This is a genomic window from Pontibacter sp. CAU 1760, assembly GCF_054482735.1.
In genome coordinates this window covers 291,741-309,989 of sequence record NZ_JBTLRL010000006.1, presented here as the reverse complement: position 1 = coordinate 309,989, position 18,249 = coordinate 291,741, and the positions used below count along the sequence as shown (strand labels likewise).

The window sequence follows — 18,249 nt, the reverse complement described above, 5'->3', positions numbered from 1 at the left end:
GCACGCAAGACGCTTGAGCAAAGACTATGAGAAAAACAGAGTCAATGCCCAAAGCATGCTTTATTTGGCCATGATAGCTGTTATGTTAAAAAGATTTAAATAGGTTTTAAAACAGCTTCTAAGAATTCCACAATAAACCCGAGTGTAGGCACTAAGTTTCCACTGTTATCCTTTAGTATAACGGGTATAGCATTGCTCCCGTCCAGGCGCAGGTCCTGCCCGTCGGTGGTGGCGAAGCCTGTGTTTTCGGTGTTCCGCTCAAAGGTATAGCGGTCAAAGCCCGGCGTTTTGCTGGCCAGCACGTTGGCTACGTCCAGGAACAGGTCGAGTGTAATGCGGTTGAAGTTCCATTTTTTGTCTATCCGAACATCAAGCTGGCTAAAGGGCCGCAAACGCTCCGTATTTAGCCTGCTGTAATCAAGTATACCTACCCCCAGTGAAGCATAGTTTCTTTGGGAGGCCTCCAGATCGAACGGGGTGGCGGGTGCGCCGCCGGCATACCTGTATTTCACCCCCAACTCCCAGTTTCGGGGCAGTTTCTTGCCAAGCAACCCGGACACCAGGTGGCGGTAATCCCAGGCGCTGGAAACATACTTATTATCTGCTCCGGCAAACTCACTGACCACATAGGTATAAGACAGCACCGAGAATACGGTGCCAGTCAGCTTTTTCTGTAGGTAGATCTCAGCCCCGTACGCCCTGCCTTTGCCGTTTGTGATAACCTCCTCGTTGCCGATAGAGCCAAAGTCACCGCCCTGGTTTGCCAGCGAAATGCCGTCGCGCACCGACACCGGATAGTTGCTGTAGTCCTTGTAAAACCCTTCCAGCGTAAAGCGCAGGTCTTGTCTCGGAAGAAATTCCGTACCCAGCACGTAGTGCACAGAGCGAATATACTCAGCGGACTTATTCAGGTAGTCGCTGTTTTCCTGGTAGCCCAATACGGTGTAAGTGGGCAGCTTGTAGTAGATACCGGAGGAGGCGTTTATCGTCCACCTATCGTTAAGCAGGTATGAAATGGCCAAACGCGGCGAAAGTGTTTTCAGCGGATTTGCCCCCTCTTCGGTAAAAGAGTTCATGTCGGTCCGGATACCTAGCGAGAGGCCCAGTTTGTTGTCCAGCACTGCTTTTGACACTTGCCCAAATAGGCCATACCTCCAGAAGTCCAGGCTGGTGTCGTAATTCACCGTAACCCCCGGCTGCACCAGGTTATTCTGCTCATCGCGCAGCTCCTTCCGGATCACGCTGAAAATATCGTTCGTGAACTGCACGTACTGCCCTGACAGGCCATAGGCGTACTTAAACCCGTTTTTATACTTGTTGACGTCCAGCCGAAGCTTATTCTCGGTTTCGCGCGAATTAGAGTTGAGTGTCAGCGGCCTGTTCGTTCCCTCCTCGGTTGCCTCATACTTTGTAAGGTCGATGTTAAACGCGTTGCGGCTTAGTGCCAGGTTCACATAACCGTCGTTTATCAACCGCTTTAAGCCCACTCCAACGTTATAGTTCCACTGGTTATTCAAGGGAATGGAACGCAGGATATACTCGTTCTCAGGGGTGCTGTTGCGGGGCACGCCAAAGGAAAACTCATCGATGGCACCCACGCCGATAAAAGAGAGCGACGTTTTCTCGCTCAGCTTATGGTCTATTTTATACTGAAAGTCCCAGTAGTTTGGGCGGATGGGCAGGTCCAGAAGTTTGAAGAGGAACTGCAGGTAGGACCTTCGGGCTGAAAGCAGGTAAGTAGTTTTCGCTCCGATCGGGCCCTCCAGGGTAGTCGCGAACTCAGACCCGCTGAGGCGGACGTTCCCTGAGAAGCGCTCCGGGTTGCCGTAGCGCTGCCGGAACTCGAACACCGACGCCAGGGCATTGTCGTAGCGCGCATCAAAGGCCGAGGAACTAACTTTCAGGTCTTCGATGAAAGACACGTTCAGGATGCCGGTGGCCCCGCCCGCACTCCCCTGCGTGGTAAAGTGGTTGATTAACGGAATCTCGATGCCATCCAGGTAATAGACGTTTTCGCTGGGCGCGCCTCCCCGTATAATCAGGTCGTTACGCCCCCCGGAACCGCTCGTGGCCACACCGGGCAACACCTGCACCACCTTGGAAATATCAAAATTGCCGCCGGGGTTGCTGCGGATTTCCTCCGTGGTTAGGCTCTGCACCGATAGCGGCGTGATCAGGTCCGCCACCGCGGCGCTTTGCCTCCGGTTCGCCACTACCTCTACTTCCTTTAGCTTGCTGGTGGCGGGTCGCAACTCAAAATTAATGATCTGCAGGTTACCTGCTGTTACGTTGATGTTATACTTAACCTGTGGCTCATACCCCACATAGGACGTCTGCACGGTATAACTGCCCACGGGTAGGTTATCGAGGCGATACACGCCGCTCTCGTTGGTGGCCGTGCCAAGCGTGCCGTCCCCTAGCTGTAACGTAACCCCAATGAGTGGTTGTTGCGTGTTAACGTCTCGTACTGTTCCGGTCAGGACACCCGTTTGGGCTTGGCACAGCAACGGGAACAGCAATAGCAGGAGCAGCATCCTAAGCATTGTACCTTCAGTTAGTTGTATCCATATATTTCGATGCTTTCAGTACATCTTTGAGGCTATAATGTTTTAAGATAACTCATTTTTCATACAAAAAGTGGTTGGAAGCGGTTCGCACGAGGTAAGAAGGCCGCAAGCGGAACATGCCCAGTACCACTCACGTTGTAAAATTGTTAATTGGCGAGCGAATTACCCATTTCGCTATCAGCAAGGGGCCATTCAGCCATACACCTACGAAGGGACTGCAGACGGTGACTCCTTCAAGCCTCTCTGGGCCCCAGGCTACCACTGCAACATTGGGTCGTGCAGGGAAAGCATTTAATCGTCCTCCCAAGAGAAAAGCCCCCTCAAGATGCTTTTCAAACAGTTCACCGAGGCCTTGGTGGTCATCGTGATCATCGCAGTACTGCTCTCTGCTGCTGGGCAAAACAACGGAAGCGGTGGCTATACTAGCTATCCTGGTGCTGTATGACTTGCTTGGGTTTATTCAGTAGTACCGGGCAGACCGTGCGTCCTGACTGCCAAGCAGTCCTATGAGTACATGGCAGGCAAAAAGGTGGAACCGATCAAGAGCGTACTCCAGCGGGCGATCCTTCTCCTGGAGACCACGCGGGCAGGCCAGGTGATTAGCAACTGATGGAAGCAGTGGTTTTCGGTCGCCATGGCAAAGCATTTTAGGTCACGCATCCAAAGGCAGGTATAGATCCCGTAGTTGCACTGGAATGAAAGCTGGATGAGCGTTATGCCTTCATGCTCCTATGGCAGTTAGTCACCTTACTCAAAGGCATTCGAAAAACGCCTTTGAGTACTTTCGGGAAAGTAATAAGCGCTCATACAAGCTACTTGTTGCACCAGCACTATATTTGCTTCACAAATTTTAAGAAGACTTTTTTATGGAGTTCAAGATCCATGTCAGGCGACAGGGCTACACGGGCAATGTAGTCTTTGTCGTCTTCCTTCGTTGTGCCTTGCGTAGAGGTGGCAGGTATGGTCCAGTAACAGCCTTTCAACTGCCCATAACTCACACAGTATTTGCTTTCGCCAGGGATTTCAGTGATCATTAAATTAATCAGCTTGTCGTTCAACGCTCGCTTGTAAGACTCTCTTTCCGCTGGCGTATTCCCTTTCGTGGGCAGGTCTAACGAGAACACAGATGGGGTGAACCCTTCCTTAGCCAATTCTTCTGAAACGAAATTGATTTTTGCCTCAGGCAGTGTGTCTTTAATAAAATTCACGAACTCACGCGTGTTCCTGTAAGCGTCTTCGATCCGCTGGTTCATGGAAGGCAATTGCTTGGCAAGTATTTCCATCTGAAGATCTGTCGCCTCGTTGTCGCATAGCCTCAGGTGCTTCTCTATTACGGGCATCAGCTTTTCAGCTTTTTCATTGGCGACACAATACCCGGCAGTAGATTTCCCTCCGCTCGGAAACTTCGAACCGCTCGCATACGAAATGGTCCTGACCGAGGAGAGGACACTGTCTTTGCTTGCAAACTGCACATTAGGGCAAAACGTCTGATCCAATATAAAAACCGGATCGATAGCCACGTTACCAGTGGCTGTTTTACGGGCTTTGCTTAGCACATCTCTCAGCTTATCCAGGTCCGGAACCTCCACCCTGGGGTTAGTCGGAATTTCAGCGATGATGTAAGGGACAGCATCCGCTTCAGCAACCTTTTCCAAGATGATATCTATACTCTGAACCATGTCATTGTCGCCATCAACGGGCAGGTCCATCACTTCAACAGTGTCAATGCAGGCAGCAACACGTCTTGCCTGATCGTTGGTGCCCCCATAGCAATTAGGAGGAACAATGATCTTTATTGCCTTTCCTTTATGTTTTACCAGGGCATCGTCAATAAGCCCCATCATAATGGCATACTGGATAGAGAGGCCGGAAGAACCAATTAACACTTTTGATGTAGTACCTGTGATCTTTTGAATTGAACCGACTACACTCGCCTTATTTGCCTCCACATCACTTTTATCAGGAGCGGCAATAGTCTCCCCAACCAGAAGCTGCAAGACAGAAAGGCAGTTGGCAGGCGTCATGGCAATTGTCTCTCTCCTGCGGACGTGCTGAATTTCCGGGATATAATGCTCGTTTTGCTCCCCATTCACAAGTACCATACTGCCAAGGTGTGCATGCACACTGATATAGAAGTCAATATTAGGGGACAGGTCAAAAGCACAGGGTTCATCTTGTTGCGAAACGAAAACAGTGCTGCCATTAAACTCAGGAATATCGTCCGTATCCTCAACCTGTTTTAACTCAAAATTGTATCCGTAAACACGCTGCAGCGTTTCTGCATCAAAAGCAGTTGGCAACTCATGTGTATAAACGATCCGGGTGTTTTTCCTGTCTAATAAATTCTTTCTGAGAACGGCTAAAACAGGAGCTGTTCTGGATGAAAAACTGATAACATTATCCGGTTTAAGGTTATTCAGCTTCGCAACTCCCCATTCTAATATACTAGACAACGGATGGCCTAACCTGATATAATCGTAGGCAGTGGGCAACGCACTTAGCGCCGCTGTCTCAGTATTGTTCTGCTTAAATAAATTCTCGAACTGCGCCAGGAATTCAACCTTGGCTAATTGTTCTTTATAGATGTCCAGCCGATGCGTGGTTAGCGTCAGCCAGTCGGTTGGCATGTTTTCCAGGACACCTTTTATATAACTCAGCACATTGTTCTCTTTCATAATTTTAATCTTAGATCTGTCGGCAATACAAACTTAATTAGATTTATCTGAAAACGTCCCTCGAAGGAGGAGAGCGGCCACAACAAGTCTGACACATTCAGCAGTGACGCCCAAACACAACTTATTCCTTTGGCCATACGCCAGGAAAGATACCCACAGGATATTGAGCCTCCATGCTGCATCCCAACAAAGTCACCTCGCTTCGGGTATAGCAGGAATACAATAAAGCATGCCTTTATGTTCTGAACGTTAGCAAACAGCAGGCGCTGTTTTTCATTCACCCAGCCTAAAACAGGATGACCTCAGAGAACACGCAGCAAAAAAGATTCCGCATCCTCTACAAGCTCGAAGCCTGGCTGGAGGGGCCCATGTTCATGCTCTCGATCGTGTGGCTATACCTCTTTATTGTAGAATTGGTGAGCAGTACATCTCCGTTGCAGGAAAAGCTGGCAGTGCTGATCTGGCTGCTTTTTATAGTGGAGTTTGCGCTTAAACTGTTCCTCTCTGCCAGCAAAGTCAGCTACCTGGAAAAAAACTGGCTGACGATACTGGCGCTCTTCATACCTGCCTTCCGGACATTCCGCCTGCTCAGGGCCATTCGGGTATTACGATTGAGCCGCGTTGCCACGACAACTACCTTCGTCAGGGGGCTTACTTCCTCTAAGCGCTTTTTGAGCGAGTTAAAGGAGGCACAAGGGAAAATCCCGCCTGCGGAGATGCATGTGGGCCTGCTCCTGGCCTACAGCCCTGCAGTGACGCCGGAGGAGATGCAACCCTTTCTGCGGCAGTTAATGCTTGATGTACAGCCTGAAATGCGTGCTGCCACCGGTATACCATGGACCTTTCACCTGGTTGAGCCGGTGGCCCTGACGTCTGACAGGACGCGGGAGCCCTCCGATTTCCTGGATGTGGCCACCATGCGGATGGCAGAGGGCCCTTACGACATCGTGATGGTGGTGACGGATGTCACCCTGATCTCCCGCAAGGACCGGATAGAAGCGGGGCTAGCCTCCCCTGTTACCTACACTGCCGTGATTTCTACACAGCGGCTGACCACAACAGCCAGAGGAAAGCCTGTCCGCACGCTGGATGCCCCGGCAGTACGGGTCAATGCCGTGGCCCTGATGCTACACTTACTCGGGCACATCAGCGGACTTACTCATACTGCCACTGAAAAAGGAAGCATCATGGCTCCTTTCACCTTTAGGGAGAAACGGAGGCTTACCCCACGATTCAGCGATTCAGAACGTGTGCTGCTAAAAGAGCAAGTGAAGAATCTGCCGGAGAGGGAGTTGCACGGGGGTACGGGGCTGGAGGGCTTCATATTTCACCTCATCATGGCCGCCAAACACCCAAAGGCCGTTCTGAACTCACTGCTGCGCAATTGGGCGATCCTACTCCCCTTGTCGTTGCCGGGTCTGGCTACCGCTGCTGTAGCCCCTAGTCTTCTACTGATTTTCACGGCAGAGATCTGGGACGTGGGGCTTAACATGGGAAACAGGACGACGGCTTTCTTTGCAGTAGCCAGCATATTAGGGGCATCCTTTTACCTGATCAAGATCCAATCGCTGTTCCTGCCCAGAAAGGATAAAAACATCCTGACAGAGCATCAGGCAATCGCCAATGTAGTCATCTTCCTGAGCATATTACTGGCCTGCTTCGGACTTTTCCTGATGATCGGCGGACTGATGATGGTGATAGAGCTCTACGTTTTCCCGGAAGGCCTTATCAGTACCTGGCCCACGCTGGATAAACCGAAGGTAGGGCTATCAGACAAGTTGCGTTTGGCAGCCTTTATCAGCACGGTGGGCGTTACAACTGGTGCCTTGGCTGGAGGCCTGGAGAAGAAAACCGTGATTCAGCACCTCGCCTTGTTCCTTAACAAGCCTTAAAATTAGCAGGGTATTACCCGTGCCAAGTTAGTCATCCGTATACCTGGGCCTTTACAGGCCCAGGTATACGGATGTGATGTGCCTGGTCAGGTAGTATGCTTCATCCAGAGATAGATGCCGTTTGTCCAGCCAAAGCCATCCTGGTTTGGGTATTCTCCCCCGCCGGCAGGAAGATCAAGGTCTACCACGTTGTATTTTTCCATCATCTTGCCTGTTTCCCTGAACACTTTATCATTAAGGGCAAGCCATCGCTCTTTCAATTCTCCTGCCGTGTCAGCAAAGTTATAATTGCGCAGTCCCGCATAAGTCATGTATTGCATCGGGGCCCAGCCGTTCGGGAAGTCCCACTGTTGCCCGCTCTTATGGAGCGTAGACACGACGCCCCCCTTCTGTAGGAAACTGTTGGCAATATGTCCGTGCACATGTTGGGCTTGCTGGTCAGTAGCCAGTTTGGAGAATAGCGGGAATATGCCAGCCAGCGACATAACGGCCGTGGATTTATTCAGGGCTAAGTTATAATCCATGAAAAACTGCTTTTCCTCATCCCAGAAATACTTCAGCATGGCTTTTTTCCGTGCCTCCGCTTTTTGAAGGAAATAAGTCGAAGGATCTGAGAATGAGCTATGGTTATAAGCTTCGGATAAGGTTAGTTCAAGTTCGTAGAGCAGGCAGTTCAGGTCTACTGGTATGATATCGGTGGTATGAATCGTTTCCATCCGATCGACATCTCTGAACCAGCGGCAGGTAAAGTCCCAGCCAGATTCGCAGGCTGCCCTGATGTGCCTGTAAAGCGTGCCGGGCTCTACACCAAACGGGGCAGCGTAATGCGCCATTTCAACATCCTCATGGTAGGATTCAGGACGGGGAGCAGGAAGGTCATCCCAGTAACGGTTTAATATACTGCCGTCTGGTAGTATGGCCACTCTGCGAAAAGAAGTTTCCCTATCCGAGAGGCGGAAGTGCCCGTCCATCCAATAGTTATACTCTTTCTGCATATGCGGAAGGTAAGTAGCAAAGACTTCAGGCCCATCAATGTCAGCTAGCAGCCGCACCATTAAAGCGAAGAAAGGCGGCTGTGAGCGGGTGAGGTAATAACTGCGGTTTGCATTTGGTATATGGCCATATACATCAACAAGATAGGCGAAATTATGGACCATTTCTCTTATCAGTTCATGCTTGCCGGCTACCTGCAAACCCAGCATCGTGAAGTAGCTATCCCAGTAATACAGGCCTCTGAAGCGGCCTCCGGGAACGATATATGCTTTCGGGACAGGCAGCAGGGAGCAATTCGGTTCTGAACCCCGTGTCAGCAAGGGCCAAAGCAGATTAATGTGTTCGGTAGCAGGTAAGTGCTGGTTACTTTTGTAATCCGTTTTGATAGGCGCTGGAATATGAAAATACGCGGAGACAAAATCGTACAGTTTAAAATCCTGCCGGTGCTTTTCGATTTCATATAAACTCAGAATTTCCTCCGGAGACCGCTTAGGGTAGCAGTCGGCGAACGTGATGGAATCAGGAAAAACATGATTCATCTGAACGTCGTGGAATAGCGGTCCGAATAATTGGTCGGGTGGCAAAATGGCAGGAACTATACTGTAAATCTGTGGGGGGGCTATGTCTCTCATTGCTTGTTTGTTTTCATTGTTCACGCATTTCTGGCTTATAAGTTAGAATTCGCAGGACTGAACACGGATGGCGATACACGCAATTTGATGTTTAAACCCATCCCTGGCCCTCCGAGGAGCAGGTCCGTTTCATTCTAACATTGCCTTTGCTCGCGTCTCGCGCGTGTAAGGTATAATTGAACCTCTGGCCCAGTCGAGTTGCAAACTCGACACCATATTTGACACCCCGAAAGCATTCGGGGCGCCGGTAAAGTAGCGAATGAAACGCCCCTGCTCAGGACGGTCGCGATAACATGCTTTTATACCCTGTCGCGTAAGCTAGTGTAAATTCAGGCGGTGTATTGCGCACCGCTCATTAAAAGCCCATCGGGTTTATTTCCAGAGTCTATCTGCTACTACTCATCGTTACGCTTTGAGGAATCACGTTTAGCTTTTGCAGCAGCTTTGAGGCGCTCCTGGTTTTCTTTTCTTTCCTTAAATTCCTTTTGGCGCTGCTTCTTTTGTTGGTTTTCTGCTCTGGTGCTCATTGTCTACAATAATTTGCCTATACCTCTTTCTTTAAACTGGGTACACTTCACCTGCCCCCATTACTATGCATAAAAGCTTTAACGCAATAAATCATTTTCTGCCTTAAGGATAAAAAAGGATGCGTGATATTTTCCGAAAACAGGAATGGATAGCTAATGGTTTTTGAATGACGTAACAATATTGTACCCACCCCTGCCCCTTCCAAGAGGAGAATTTCACTTTCTGGCCTTTGCTCGGTTCCCTGGGTTCCGTTATCCTTTTGGCCGCTATTCTAGTATACACTTTTTGGTTACTGCTCTTACACTCCCGCAAAACATGGAAATAATCATTCTGATCCTTCTCACCTTCCTCAACGGGTTCTTTGCCCTTTCCGAACTGTCGATCATCTCGGTCAATAAAAGCAGGATAGATCAAAGAGCAAACCGGGGAAGCTCTGGAGCAAAATCAGTTTTAAAACTTCTTGAAACACCCGAGCAATTCCTCTCCGCCATACAGGTGGGCATCACGCTCATTGCCATTGTGTCCGGTGCCTATGGTGGGGCGGCCTTGTCCGGCGATGTGGAGGCGTGGCTATTGAGCGTCCCTTTTCTTGCGCCCTATGCCGATACGCTTGCCATTGTGCTGGTTGTGGGCCTGATTACCTACTTCTCCATCGTGATAGGCGAGCTTATACCCAAGACGATCGCGCTTGGAAACGCTGACAACATTGCCGTGGCCGTTGCGCCTGTTATCCGTGTGTTCACGAAAGCCACTATGCCGCTGGTAAAGCTACTCTCCGGTTCCACCAATCTCGCCATCAGGCTACTGGGTGTGAAAGAGCCGACCGAAGAGAAGATGTCGGAGGAAGAACTCAGGCAGATCATAAAAACTGCAGGCAAACAGGGTATATTGGCTAAGGAGGAAATCCAGCTGCACCAGAACATTTTCTCCTATGCCGAGCAGCGGGCAAAGAATCTGCGGACGCACCGCAGGGAGGTGGAGTACATCGACCTCAACCTACCGCTCGAAACCATCCGGGCGGCCATCGCTAAAAGCGCGCACTCCAGGTTCCCGGCCACCGAAGGCGGTTTCGACCACGTGGTCGGCATACTGTCTGCCAAGCGGTTCTACGAGTACCTGGCAGGCAAACAAGTCGAACCGCTCAAGAGCGTGTTGCAGCGGCCTATCCTTGTCCCTATGAGCATGCGGGCAAACGAGGTCCTAAAACTCTTTAAGCGTGCAAAGCAGTACATCGGCGTCGTGGTGGATGAGTATGGCACCCCGGAGGGTATCATCACGATGCACGACATTCTCGAAGCCATCGTGGGCAACATGCCTGACCTGGATGAGACGGAGGAGCCTGAGGTGGTTGTCCGGGAAGACGGCTCCTTGTTGGTGAGCGGATTTGTGAAAATACATGACCTGAACCGGGAACTAAAGCGGGAGTTGATCAGCAGAGATGATGACAACTATTCCACGCTGGCCGGATTCATTTCCTACTCGCTGGGCAGACTTCCTAAAACAGGGGACAAGGTGCGGGCAAACGGTTTTGAGGTTGAGGTGGTCGATATGGATGGCTACCGGGTAGACAGTCTCATCCTGAAGCCCAGTGATCCAGCGGCAGCTTTGTAATGTATGGAGAGAAGCGTAAGGAGGCTGACAGTAATTGCCTGAAGAAAGTGCTCAAAAAAGCTGCGGCAGCTACATCTATTATTTCAACAATTAATTAGCTCAAAATCCTTTCTGTGCAAGCTAGCTTGTCCCGGCTTACTCCATGTTAGCACATCCGACGATCAGCTGTAGCTACCTCCCTGATTTGATAATAATTCCTTCGGTTTAGGCTTCCCTGCTCTCGAAAACGAATTTATATATTTCTAGCTCGACCTGTAGCTAAGCTGCGCTCAGGTTAAATTGCTCAGCTTGTTACGTCTGTACCTGTCGTTTTGGATAGTCAGCAGCAAAATGACTGCACAAATAGGTTTCCATTTTATGATTCAAAAAATTTATACTGGAACCCATGTGCCTAAGCACGTAAAATAATAACGATTAGCTTTCGGTCAGTTTAGTAAAGGCGACCGCTGCTTTTCTTGGATGGTGGAAACCTATGGCCACTCCTTGCCTTTAACCGGCGCCCTGAACAGGTACGCTAGCGAGATGCTGAGAACGCGGTTCTTGGCTGCCTCTGGCTCGTCCTCACTATTTGTTCTTCGAAGGCCTATGCCGTACCTGGCGTCCAGACACAGGGCCCCAAAGCCAAGCCCCATCCCTATGTTCGCACTCGGTTCTAACCGTTTATCTTCCTTCTCAATTTCAATTTTGCTGTTTTGTTTTTTTATAATCGTCATTGTCCCATTTCCATCGTTAACAGCCTCCCGCATGTTAAAATACTCTCTTCCACTTATCCAGTAGCCTAGGGAAGGGCCCACTGTCAGAAAATAGCCTAAGCTTCCTATCCTGAAGTTGAGCTTGGCTAACACCGGCAACTCAATGTAGTGCTTCTCTAGCCAATTTTTCCCTTTGATTTCGTAGTAACCCTTAGGGGTAGTTTCATGCACATCCAGGTGTACATCCACGCCTTTTTCAATATAAAGCAGCTCCGGCTGTAGGGAAAATACATTACTGACGCTGTAGTTAGCTACAAGTCCCGCAACGAAACCTGTGCGGTAGCGTACATCTACTCCTTCCCTTGCATCGGGCTCCAGCTTCTCTGTAGCAAAAGTCAGCCCCAGTCGTGGCCCAATACTAAAACCTCTCCTGACAGGCATATCTGCTGCACCGGACTGCTCCACTCTATCCGAAATAACCCTAAAAGCCTGTTGGGAATTGGCATGTACTGCATCGGCCTTTAATATAGTCTGGTGCTGCCCGAGGCTCTGGGCCTGCAGTGCCGCTGTCACCGATATTAAAAAGGGGAAAAGTAAAAAGTAATGTTTATTCATGCCACTTGGGTTAAAGGGTTATGTTCTTCCAGGCAAGTTGACCGTTGGGCTTGAAGACAGGCGGCAGCTAATACAAAAAACACAATCCTAAAGCTCCAGTACACCAACTGTATACTTACACAGCGCCTAGTCTCCCTGTTTGTATCGTTAGCAGAAAAATGGATGGTGCTATCTTCATGTCCAAGAGATTTTCAGCAAACTGTACTGGGATCGTGTTTGATATGTGAAGGCTTCCCCGCAGTAGTGCAGTATAACAAGCAGGCTTCCACGCCAGGTTGCGCGGACAAAGGAGAGCAGGCCATTTAGCTAACTGCAGCTTTCAAAATAACCTATAACTAGTATACGAATTTCTGAAAAATAGGAACATTCGTTTTACCCTTCCTCCGCTGGCCTCCGCTGGCGCGAACTTGCAGCTCGTGCCCCAATTTATCCATGCAGCAGAATTTCTTAAATAATAGTAGTAAGAGCTCCAAGCTCGCACTGACACCATTGACAAAGCAAAAAGCCCCCGGATAGTGGAGGCTCTTTTACCTTGACTAAGGGGCTGCTGCTGATACGCTACAACTCAGTAGCGTTAAAGGTATCGCCCTGCGACACATCGCCTGTTTCATAGCCTTTCCGGAACCAGCGGACTCTTTGGGCAGAGGTGCCATGTGTGAAGGAGTCGGGCACCACCCTTCCCGTGGAGCGCTTCTGAAGGCGGTCATCGCCGATGGCACTGGCAGCATTCAGGGCTTCTTCCAGGTCGCCGGGCTCCATAAACCCGGTGGCTTTCTGGGTATGGTGCGCCCATACCCCGGCATAGAAATCAGCCTGCAGCTCTAGCCGTACCATGAGCTTGTTGAAGTCCGCTTCGGATAGTTGCCCTCGCATGGCGTTTACCTGCTCCATGGTGCCCGTGAGTTTCTGCACATGGTGCCCTACCTCGTGGCCCACTACATATGCCTGCGCAAAGTCTCCCGCAGCACCCAGTTTGCGCTCCATTTCGCCGAAAAAGCTCAGGTCGATGTACAGTTTTTCATCGCCTGGGCAATAAAAAGGCCCTGTGGCGGCAGACGCCATTCCACAGGCAGAGTTTACCTGGTCTGAAAACAGCACCAGGGTGGGTTCTCTGTACCCTTGCAGCATCTTGTTCCAGACATCCTCGGTATCTGCCAGTACCACAGCCGTCTGGTTGGCCAGCTCCTGCTCTTCAGGGCTGGGCTGGTAGCTGGTGGACTGGGCATACTGCGGTTCGCCACCCACAAACTGCTGCAGGAACGCAATGGGGTTGGTTCCTGTCAGGAACATCGCCAGCACCACCACCGCGACAATCACCAACCCTACTTTTGAAAAAAGAAGCCGGAACAAAGGGACCAGCAGCATAGGGCTGATGCCTCTGCCACCACCTGCCGATTGTCCTCTACGGTCTTCTATATTGCTGCTTTTTCTTCTGCCTTGCCATTTCATAAAAAGCTGTTTTGATAAAGTGATTACTGGGAGATCGGCACTCTTTCAGCCTCGCAACTGAACGTCCATACCCCTATCCGAAGAGTATAACGCAGGGTGGCTAAACATGGATGTAGGCAATTGAGAGCGCGGGTTGAAACCTGTGAGTGACTGTGCTATCTATACCCCTTTTGCCCCTGTTTTCTCTATCCTGCTTCCATCATCTGAAATAGATCAGGAGGCAATTGATCGTTGTAGTTGTCGGTGTGGCTGGCTTTGCATAATGGATGCTGCAGAAGACCCGGCGCAGCCAGTAAGTAGATAGTCAAGTAGCATGAACGTCCCTGCTGCCCAAATTTCAGGGTGGCCAACGCTGCCCCTGCCATGCCTCATCTGCACTATCCGGTTGGTGCCAGAAACGCCATCCTTCTGCCCTAAGCTTAGTGGTGGGACGAACAAAATATCTCCGCAATTCAAGGTAAAATGGTCGCTAGGGATTCATCCGGGTTTAGTCCCCGCCGAGCAAGTAAACATGATACACTTCGGCGTGATTTTTTGGGTTGGGGTGATACGTATCGAGCTTTCCAAGCTTCACTGCGCTATTCGCTAAATCTCCTGGAGTGAGCGTGACGGGTGAAAACAAGATAGCAGGCAACTGTGCGGGCACCTGGAGTTTATGGTTCCGGAACCTGAGCGTATCCACTAATCCGCCTGCTTCCCATTGGTGAACGATCGGCAAGCCTCCTACGGCATACATGGGGTACCCGCTGATTTCCGGGTTGCCCTGGAGGTTTGTAAAGCTGCGATAGGTAGTGGAAGGGTTTTTCACTTCTTCGAAAAGCGGAAAGCCGTGCACCAGCACAACCCCATTCAGCATGCATACCGCAAGCAGGTAGAAGGCCGGCCGCCTCTTCACGATTGACAAGATGGTTATACCTCCTGCCATAAGACATACAGCCGTCAGGCTAAGCTGTAGTGCCGGGCTAATCAGCCCGGCCTGATAGGCCAGCAGAAACACTACTACCGGTACCCCGCAAGCGGTCAGCAAGAGAATGACCGTATAGACTGCAAGCAAGCGCGTTCCCCATTTATCGCCTTGGTTCTTCGCGTAGCTGGTGTAGAGGTACCGCACATAACTCCCTGTGAGCAATGCCATGGGTATGAGGGCCGGTAATAAATAACGCTCTTTCTTTTCCGGGATGACCGACAAAAGCAACACCGCAAGCGCCAGCCAAACTACCAGGAAGGTATAGTTGCCAGCATACTTTGCCAAGCCTTTCCGGGCAGAAGGGACCAACAGGGCTGCGAGCGTGAACAAGGCCCAGGCACCGGTCTGCGACCAGAAACCCCAGTAGTACCAGAAGGGCCGCACATGCCGGTTAACCCAGGCGGTACTCTCGTCAGCCAGGTTTTGGGCCAGTGCCTCCGGCGCTACCAGCAAAATATACAAGGGCCAGGCAATGCTGACCAGCAGCCCTATGCCGGATGCCATGACAAGGCCCCGCCAGTTTAGCTGAAAAGGGCGGCGGCCAAAGCAATAGCTATAACTCAACAGGAAAGGGAGCAACATCGCGTAAAACGCAACAGGCCCTTTGCTGAGAAATGAGCAACCCAGCAGCAAGCCACAAAGCGCAAACACACCATAGGCAGTGCCCTTGTTTTGGAGGGCTTTGACCAGGTGCCAGATAGCGCCAAGCATAAAACTATGGCAGTATACATCCCAGGTGCCTTCGCGGCCAACGTTAAAAAGTCCGTAAGAACTGGCGAGTACAACAGCCGACAAAAAAGGCATCAACCTGTCGCGGGTTAACTGGCGGGCCAGCAGAAAGAGAAACAAGACCAGCAGCCCTGACATCACAGCAGCCGGAAACCGCAAAGCGCTTAAATCCCCGGCATCCCCGACTGCCATCGCTGCCAAAGCGGTGAGCCAGGTAGGCAGCGGTGGCTTGGCGATCCGTACCTCCCCATTCAGGGTAGGCACCAGCCAGTGCCCGTCCTGTACCATCTCGCGGGCAGCTATAAAGTTCCGGGCTTCCATCAGGTCTACCTCCGCCTTGCCCAGTTGCGGAAAATAGGTAAGTACCACCAGCAGCAACAGCAGCAGCAGCTGTATGCTCGTGTTCTGTAGCCAACCATTTACTTTGGGTACTGCAGGTGATAGAACGTTGACGCGTGGTTTCATGCCTCCTAATTTAATCATAAATGCCTAGCACCCTAGTTTTTGGTGTCTGATCGCAAGCCCTTTATCTTATACCCATGCTGCCGCCCATTCTTTTCTGCACAACGCTAGGGTTTTACTGCCTGCCATTGTGCCTGTGGGCAAGTTTACGTTCAACATCCCTCCCATACATTCCCCCTCGGCTGAAACGTTTGGTCTGAACGCGCTTTTCCAGCCACTTCAGGCTATACCGGTTATAGCAGCAACCCGCTAAAGATCAATTCAGTACATACTATACCTGCATAGCATTCTACTGCTGCAAGACAAAATGCACGCAGGGCAGGTATCCTTTTCAGACATCTCATCCGTAAAAAGACGCACAACATGTTAAAAGTGGCGATTATTATTGGCAGTACCCGGCCTGGGCGCAATGGCGAAGCGGTCGGAAAATGGGTCTATGAAGTAGCGTCTCGTAGAACGGATGCCGCCTATGAACTGATAGATTTGCTGGAGGTAAACCTGCCCCTGCTGGATGAGCCAAACTCGCCGGCCATGCAAAAGTACACGAAGCAGCACACCAAGGATTGGTCGGCCCGGATAGATCCTTTCGATGCCTTTGTCTTTGTTACGCCCGAGTATAACCATGGTGTTCCGGCTGCACTCAAGAATGCCCTGGACTTTCTGTATAAAGAATGGAATAACAAGTCGGCAGGGTTTGTGGGGTACGGAAATGCGGGCGGCGCAAGATCGGTGGAGCACCTACGCAACACCATGGCTGAGTTCAAGATCGCGGATGTGCGGGAGCAGGTGGCGCTCTCTCTTTTCACGGATTTCGAAGATTACAACAAGTTCAAGCCCGCAGCATTCCAGGAGAAAAAAGTAAACGCCATGCTGGATCAGGTAGTAAGTTGGGGCAAGGCCATGAAGCCATTGCGCGAGGAGAAGAAGAACAGCAGTTCAACTAACTGAGCAGGAGATCTACCTCAGACGCCCAGATTGCTGATTATAGACAGGCTAGCTTAGATAACATCTAACGCGCTCACTCGCCTCTGGCGACTGTGTGCTATTCTTAGGGAAGCGTTAGTGTCGGTTTATAACTGACTTTATACCCTGCTAAGCAATTAAATATCCTGGAGAGAGCAGCTTTTAAAAGCCTGAACAGTGGTCTACATGAATCCATTAAGCGCAAATGGAGCAAAAAATACTCAGTAATGGGTATTGGAGCTGCGGGTTGCTTGACCTAGCTTTACTTTTTTAATTCTGTAACGGAAGCCAGCAATATGCTTTCATAACAGAAATCCTTCGGGATAATCACGCCCTTCCAAGCTACCAAGAGAATAAACCGACATTTCCGGCACGTCAGCATCTGGCGTGGCTGCATCAGCTGTTTCGCAATCGAAACAGCTGCCTTGATTGTTTGGAAGCAATCTATACCAGCCAGCTGATTTTATCCCGCAAACCTGCTGCTTTGTCTTTACCTGAATAGGTTGGAGACAGTTGTTAAAGTGCCTGTCCATTACCCAATCCATAGTTCGGCAAAACGGCATTTTCATGAAGCGCCAATAATAGCTTTTAGCTCCTGTAACTCTTCGGGGTGAAGTGGTCGCCACTGCCCGGGGGCCAGCTCTCCGAGGCGGATGTTCACCATGCGGGTCCGGATGAGTTGCTGTACCTGGTACCCCAATTTGTAGCACATCCGCCTGATCTGGCGGTTCAGGCCCTGCGTCAGGATAATGCTGAAGGAGTTTGGCGAGAGTGGCGCCACATGGGCCGGGCGGGTTCTTTTCCCCATGATCACGATACCGGTTGCGAGTCGCGCTAGCATCTCTGGCGTGATGGGTTTGTCCACGGTTACAGCATACTCCTTTTCCTGGTGGTGCGCCGCGTGCGTCACGCGCTCGTAAAGGGTTCCATCGTCGGTCAGCAGCATCAACCCCTCCGATTCTTTGTCTAAGCGCCCAACCGGGAAAACGCGCTGCGCTATGTTGGTGGCCTCTAAAAGGTTACCGGCAATACGCGGGTTGAGCGTTGACTCCACCCCTCTTGGTTTATGGAACGCCAGATAGGTATGCACCTGCGGATTTTTGAGCACGCGCCCATCCAGCGTAACGGTGTCCTCAGGAAGTAAGGCCTGCCGGAGCAGCCCTTTCTGGCCATTCACCAGCACCCTCCCCGCTACTATACAGGCAATGGCTTCTTTGTTAGACAACCCTCCTCTCTGAACCACAAAATACTGCAAAGACGAGGTATGAACTGTCATAAAAGCCGGGACCGGGGTTGAATGTATGAGCAAATGGACCCACAAAGATAACATAAACCACTCAGCGACGCGAACCGCTTCCAATACACAGTAGTAACCTTTCTCCCTCTCCCAATTTACCTGAAAGGGGTATTGCGAATATCCAAAATGTGCCGGCAACAACGTTCAAAAACTATGTTTATGGAAAATTTAAAGATA

Annotated in this window: 12 protein-coding genes; 3 read left to right on the top strand and 9 right to left on the bottom strand. The window is 50.6% G+C overall.

Annotated elements, in window-relative coordinates:
* Positions 1–95 precede the first annotated feature (95 nt).
* From ACXYMU_RS11145 to ACXYMU_RS11135, 3 genes are all read right to left on the bottom strand, one after another.
* A complete protein-coding gene (locus tag ACXYMU_RS11145) occupies positions 96–2,543 on the bottom strand; it encodes a TonB-dependent receptor (protein WP_458986468.1) in 2,448 nt (815 codons plus the stop codon).
* Between the two features lie 528 nt (positions 2,544–3,071).
* Entirely contained in the window at positions 3,072–3,227 is a 156-nt protein-coding gene (locus tag ACXYMU_RS11140; RefSeq protein WP_458986467.1) for a hypothetical protein, read from the bottom strand.
* A gap of 170 nt (positions 3,228–3,397) precedes the next feature.
* Positions 3,398–5,242, bottom strand: a complete 1,845-nt coding sequence (locus ACXYMU_RS11135; protein WP_458986466.1) for a cystathionine beta-synthase — start codon at positions 5,240–5,242, stop codon at positions 3,398–3,400.
* Between the two features lie 296 nt (positions 5,243–5,538).
* On the opposite strand from ACXYMU_RS11135, the gene ACXYMU_RS11130 reads away from it, so the two are divergent.
* Positions 5,539–7,134 (top strand): hypothetical protein, encoded by a 1,596-nt coding sequence (locus tag ACXYMU_RS11130; protein ID WP_458986465.1) that lies wholly within the window; start codon positions 5,539–5,541, stop codon positions 7,132–7,134.
* 86 nt (positions 7,135–7,220) lie between these two features.
* Here the strand turns inward: ACXYMU_RS11130 and treF are convergent, their stop codons facing one another.
* Both treF and ACXYMU_RS11120 read right to left on the bottom strand, forming a co-directional pair.
* Positions 7,221–8,759: an alpha,alpha-trehalase TreF gene (gene treF / locus ACXYMU_RS11125; protein ID WP_458986464.1), complete on the bottom strand. Its 1,539-nt coding sequence runs from the start codon at positions 8,757–8,759 to the stop codon at positions 7,221–7,223.
* Between the two features lie 395 nt (positions 8,760–9,154).
* Positions 9,155–9,286 carry a hypothetical protein gene (locus ACXYMU_RS11120; protein ID WP_458986463.1) on the bottom strand — a complete coding sequence of 44 codons (132 nt, stop codon included), beginning with the start codon at positions 9,284–9,286 and terminating at the stop codon, positions 9,155–9,157.
* Between the two features lie 316 nt (positions 9,287–9,602).
* On the opposite strand from ACXYMU_RS11120, the gene ACXYMU_RS11115 reads away from it, so the two are divergent.
* Complete coding sequence (locus ACXYMU_RS11115) at positions 9,603–10,898, top strand: hemolysin family protein (RefSeq protein WP_458986462.1); 1,296 nt, start codon at positions 9,603–9,605, stop codon at positions 10,896–10,898.
* Positions 10,899–11,368: 470 nt separating this feature from the next.
* Here the strand turns inward: ACXYMU_RS11115 and ACXYMU_RS11110 are convergent, their stop codons facing one another.
* The 3 genes from ACXYMU_RS11110 to ACXYMU_RS11100 form a co-directional block, all read right to left on the bottom strand.
* The gene (locus ACXYMU_RS11110; protein ID WP_458986461.1) at positions 11,369–12,205 is read right to left on the bottom strand and encodes a porin family protein; all 837 of its coding nucleotides are present in this window, start codon (positions 12,203–12,205) and stop codon (positions 11,369–11,371) included.
* A gap of 558 nt (positions 12,206–12,763) precedes the next feature.
* Positions 12,764–13,654, bottom strand: a complete 891-nt coding sequence (ypfJ, locus tag ACXYMU_RS11105; RefSeq protein ID WP_458986460.1) for a KPN_02809 family neutral zinc metallopeptidase — start codon at positions 13,652–13,654, stop codon at positions 12,764–12,766.
* 487 nt (positions 13,655–14,141) lie between these two features.
* Positions 14,142–15,815: an ArnT family glycosyltransferase gene (locus ACXYMU_RS11100; RefSeq protein ID WP_458986459.1), complete on the bottom strand. Its 1,674-nt coding sequence runs from the start codon at positions 15,813–15,815 to the stop codon at positions 14,142–14,144.
* A 360-nt stretch (positions 15,816–16,175) separates the two neighbouring features.
* On the opposite strand from ACXYMU_RS11100, the gene ACXYMU_RS11095 reads away from it, so the two are divergent.
* A complete protein-coding gene (locus ACXYMU_RS11095; protein WP_458986458.1) occupies positions 16,176–16,760 on the top strand; it encodes an NADPH-dependent FMN reductase in 585 nt (194 codons plus the stop codon).
* A gap of 580 nt (positions 16,761–17,340) precedes the next feature.
* Here ACXYMU_RS11095 and ACXYMU_RS11090 read toward each other — a convergent pair.
* Positions 17,341–18,051 (bottom strand): pseudouridine synthase, encoded by a 711-nt coding sequence (locus tag ACXYMU_RS11090; RefSeq protein WP_458986457.1) that lies wholly within the window; start codon positions 18,049–18,051, stop codon positions 17,341–17,343.
* Positions 18,052–18,249: the final 198 nt, after the last annotated feature.